The organism is Kosmotoga sp., from assembly GCF_982836095.1.
The window spans coordinates 1-3,497 of record NZ_CEYIHJ010000091.1 but is presented as its reverse complement, the minus strand read 5'-3'; the positions used below and the strand labels follow the sequence as shown (position 1 = coordinate 3,497).

The following is a 3,497-nucleotide window of genomic DNA, read 5'->3' as shown; positions in this document are numbered from 1 at the left end:
TGATGGTTGAAAGCGAATTTTGGAGGGATACAATGCGAGTTAAAGATGTGAAATATTTAAGTAGAGTAATAATGGAATCAGGTGAAATACCGCTTGTATGGGGACACTTTGGTGTTGGGAAAACAGACTTGGCCAAAGAGTTGGCCACTGAAACTGGAAGAAAGCTGATTATCCTCGTTATTTCCCAAATGGAACCGGGAGATCTCATTGGAATGCCCGCAAGGGATGAGGGAAAGACTGTTTTTTTGAAACCTGATTGGTGGCCAGAAGATGGCAAAGCAATAATCTTGATCGATGAAATAAACAGAGCGCATCGTTCTATTAGAAATGCAATAATGCAACTTTTGATAGACAAGAGAATTCACAACCATGTCCTTCCGGATGATGTATGGATAATGGCTGCTGCTAATCCCCCTGATGAGGAATATGATCAGGTAGAACTAATAACGGATCCGGCTTTCATGTCCCGGTTTTTCCATTTGGAAATAACTCCTGATCCCCTGGAATGGATAGAATGGTCCAAATCTGTGGGAGTACCAGGAGAAGTGAGCGATTTTATTGTGGAATATCCTGAACTCTTGACAAAAGACAGAATGGTTTCGATGAGGCTCGACTTGCGCCCAAGTCCCAGAAGCTGGTTCAAGCTCGGTAAAGTTCTTAGAAACCTCGACAAAGAGAACTTTGAAAAATATGGATACATCCTCGCCGCTGGAATTGTAGGACCAGAAGCTGCAAGAACCTTTGTGAATAAAACGAAAGGTATTGCAAACATCCCCCAGCCTTCGGAATTGCTTCTGGAACTTTCAGAAAGCCTTCAACAGCGGGTAAAGAGTTTTGATATAACAGCGGTCAATGCACTCATTTCAAGGGTAACCAAGTATCTTACGGAGTTGACCGACCTTGAGTTAAAAGATTATTATGAAAAAATTGGAATAGTTTCTGATAATTTACTCAAACTGAAAAATTGCCTTCCTAAGGACTCCTTTTTCTCAATAATCAGGCACATAGCCTATGTGCTTGAAAGCGAGAAGGGTTTAAAAAGAGCTTTTTATGAAAAACTCCTCGAAGAGCTGGCTGTCGATGGAGACATACTTGATTACCTCGAAAAGAGGGAATAACATGCCGAAGGTTTCCATAGTAGAGAAAGCTGTTGTGGAGCTCGCCAAGAAAAGCCCCTTTTATAACTATCTTTTCATGCATATTGAGCGTCTTCCATCTTTTAAAATACGAACCTTTAGTCTTAGAATTTCTAATAATGGAAGCCTTCAACTATACTACAACCCGGAAATCCTTTCGACTAAACCTTTAGGGCTGGTGCAGGCTCTGTTGGAGCATGAGTGCTTCCACATAATAAATGGCCACCTTTTGATACCGATAAAAAACAGCAGATATAAAGCCCTGTGGGATCTATCGATGGACGCAGCAGTAAATCAGTACATACCCGCTTTAGATGCCTTCAGCCTTCCCATGGACCAACTGCTCATGGAAGGTTGCGGGACTGATAATGAACGTTTTTTTGTCGCCCCACCTGCTTCGATGCCCGGAGAAACTGCTGAATTTTATTTTCATTGGGCAGTTGAGTTTATGAAAAACAACAAGACCGTTGACCTGGAATTGCTGGAGGAAAATCTGGAAAAAGCGGATTCGCATGAAAACTTCGGAGATTTTGAACTTCCTCGCGAATTCGTTGAGGAATTGCTGAAAAGCATTGTGTCTGAAACCTATGAAAAGGCAAAAGAGGGTGCGCCAAAGGAAATAGAGGCTTCGCTCTCCCTTTTCATAAACAAACCGCTGCTGGATTGGAGAACAGTTATTAGAAGTTTCTTTGGTTCTGCGCAGTATATTGGAAGATATCGAACACACCAAACAGGAGATATGAAGATCAACCGGGCTGGCGAAGTGATTTCGCCGCAAAGCTCGCCATAGTGGTAGATACCAGCGGTAGCATTGTCGATGAAGAGTTCAATGCCTTTTTCAGCGAGATAGATACACTGACGCGCCTAACAGATTCGAAAATCTGGTTGATACAGGTGGATGAAACAGTTCAATCTGTAACAAAATATGGGAGAGGCATGTGGAAAAACCTTAAACTCATTGGAAAGGGCGAAACGAATTTGCAGCCTGCTGTTGATTATGCCCAGGATAAGTTAAGACCTGAAGGTTTAATAGTCTTCACAGATGGTTTTACAGATCTCCCTCACGTTATGAGAAAAGTTATTTTTGTGCTTTCAAAGCATTACAATCCCGGGTTTCTCGAAGATGCGAAAAGAATATACGGGAAATATTCGGTGGTGGTTCTCAGATGATTTTTCGAGGGCCCAATTCACTAAGTGCTCCATTTGGTGAGTTTTATTCTCACTGCCAAAACCTTTTCATTTCAGAAGCCTTAGAACTAAAAAACAGAAAAGCCGTTCTTGGAACGGAATTTGGGCACTTTATTGTTTCGGTTGTAACTGAATCCAATGATCGAGCTCCAGCTCTATCACTTTTCATAGATGAAGAGGGTCGGGGTTTTCTCGGATTATCTTCTGAAAATCCATTGAAACGTATGAGTGCTATTTATAGATACCAACCCTCAAAAGCGACAGATCTCCTCAGGGAATTTTACAGCCATTTGTTTCCCGAAGCAGAAATTTCTCTTTCCCGTGTTATTCTTCAGTCTCCTTTGAGGATTCACTTTGTTGTATTCGGAGGTAATGAGCGATTGCTTAAAAGAGAAATGCTGAAAGCCAGCCTTTCTGGAAAGGGATTTTACAGAATAGCGGAAAAAATGGGAGATGAACTCTTCGATTTTTACTGCAAATATTACCGGAAATGGTTAAAGCTCAGAAAAGGAGAAGTGTTCATTTATCCAACAGAGGACATTGTGAAAATCGTAACCGGGCGTCCAAGGTTGAATTACAGTGTTGATTTGTCAATTGTCATTGAGCTTTCCAGGTTGTTCAGAAATTTGGTTGTGAAAAAGCACAAATTCCTGCGACCTTCCAATATTTCACCCGACATGAACTTTTCAGGGGTTGCCACAAGCGTTTATGAAGTTGACCTGGTTGACTCTTTAGGTGTTTACCAAAAATTAAATCCCTTCTACGATATGTACAGCAAAAGTATAGAAAGAACCATTGAAGCAATGATGAATTCCATCAAAAAATTACCTTTTGGAGAAGTGTTGAATGATGATTAAGCCATTTATAAAAGTCCAATATCCACCATCTAAAAAAGTGTTTAGAGCTTTCAAAGTCTCAGATCTCATTTCTTATACTGGCAGGATATACATATTTGACGAAAAAAATTTTAGCCGCTATCGCTTTTATGAGGAACATGAAGGAACTCAACTCTTCAGTCTTTCAAACGAGATAGCTTTTTTGAAGGATGTTAGACTTTTTTCAGCAGAGACTCTCGAATACCTTTTCATACGTGGTGTTGTAGCCACCGTGGGGTTTGATGCCGATGAATCGCTGACAAGCATTTACAGAAGATTTTCCAGGCTCCACCTTGTT

Annotated in this window: 4 protein-coding genes and 1 pseudogene; all 5 read left to right on the top strand. The window is 40.9% G+C overall.

Features of this window, described 5'->3' with window-relative positions; all coding sequences use genetic code 11:
* The first annotated feature begins 32 nt into the window (after positions 1 to 32).
* Entirely contained in the window at positions 33 to 1,118 is a 1,086-nt protein-coding gene (locus AC3LHT_RS06880) for an AAA family ATPase (RefSeq protein ID WP_290644864.1), read from the top strand.
* 1 nt (position 1,119) lies between these two features.
* The gene (locus AC3LHT_RS06875) at positions 1,120 to 1,926 is read left to right on the top strand and encodes a DUF2201 family putative metallopeptidase (RefSeq protein WP_488662384.1); all 807 of its coding nucleotides are present in this window, start codon (positions 1,120 to 1,122) and stop codon (positions 1,924 to 1,926) included.
* Positions 1,926 to 2,306 (top strand): VWA-like domain-containing protein, encoded by a 381-nt coding sequence (locus tag AC3LHT_RS06870; protein ID WP_488662383.1) that lies wholly within the window; start codon positions 1,926 to 1,928, stop codon positions 2,304 to 2,306. Before AC3LHT_RS06875 ends, AC3LHT_RS06870 begins: the two co-directional genes overlap by 1 nt.
* Positions 2,303 to 3,181: a DUF4895 domain-containing protein gene (locus tag AC3LHT_RS06865; RefSeq protein ID WP_290644861.1), complete on the top strand. Its 879-nt coding sequence runs from the start codon at positions 2,303 to 2,305 to the stop codon at positions 3,179 to 3,181. Before AC3LHT_RS06870 ends, AC3LHT_RS06865 begins: the two co-directional genes overlap by 4 nt.
* Positions 3,171 to 3,497: pseudogene (locus tag AC3LHT_RS06860) on the top strand (hypothetical protein); the annotation flags it as partial. The gene AC3LHT_RS06865 and the pseudogene AC3LHT_RS06860, both read left to right, overlap by 11 nt.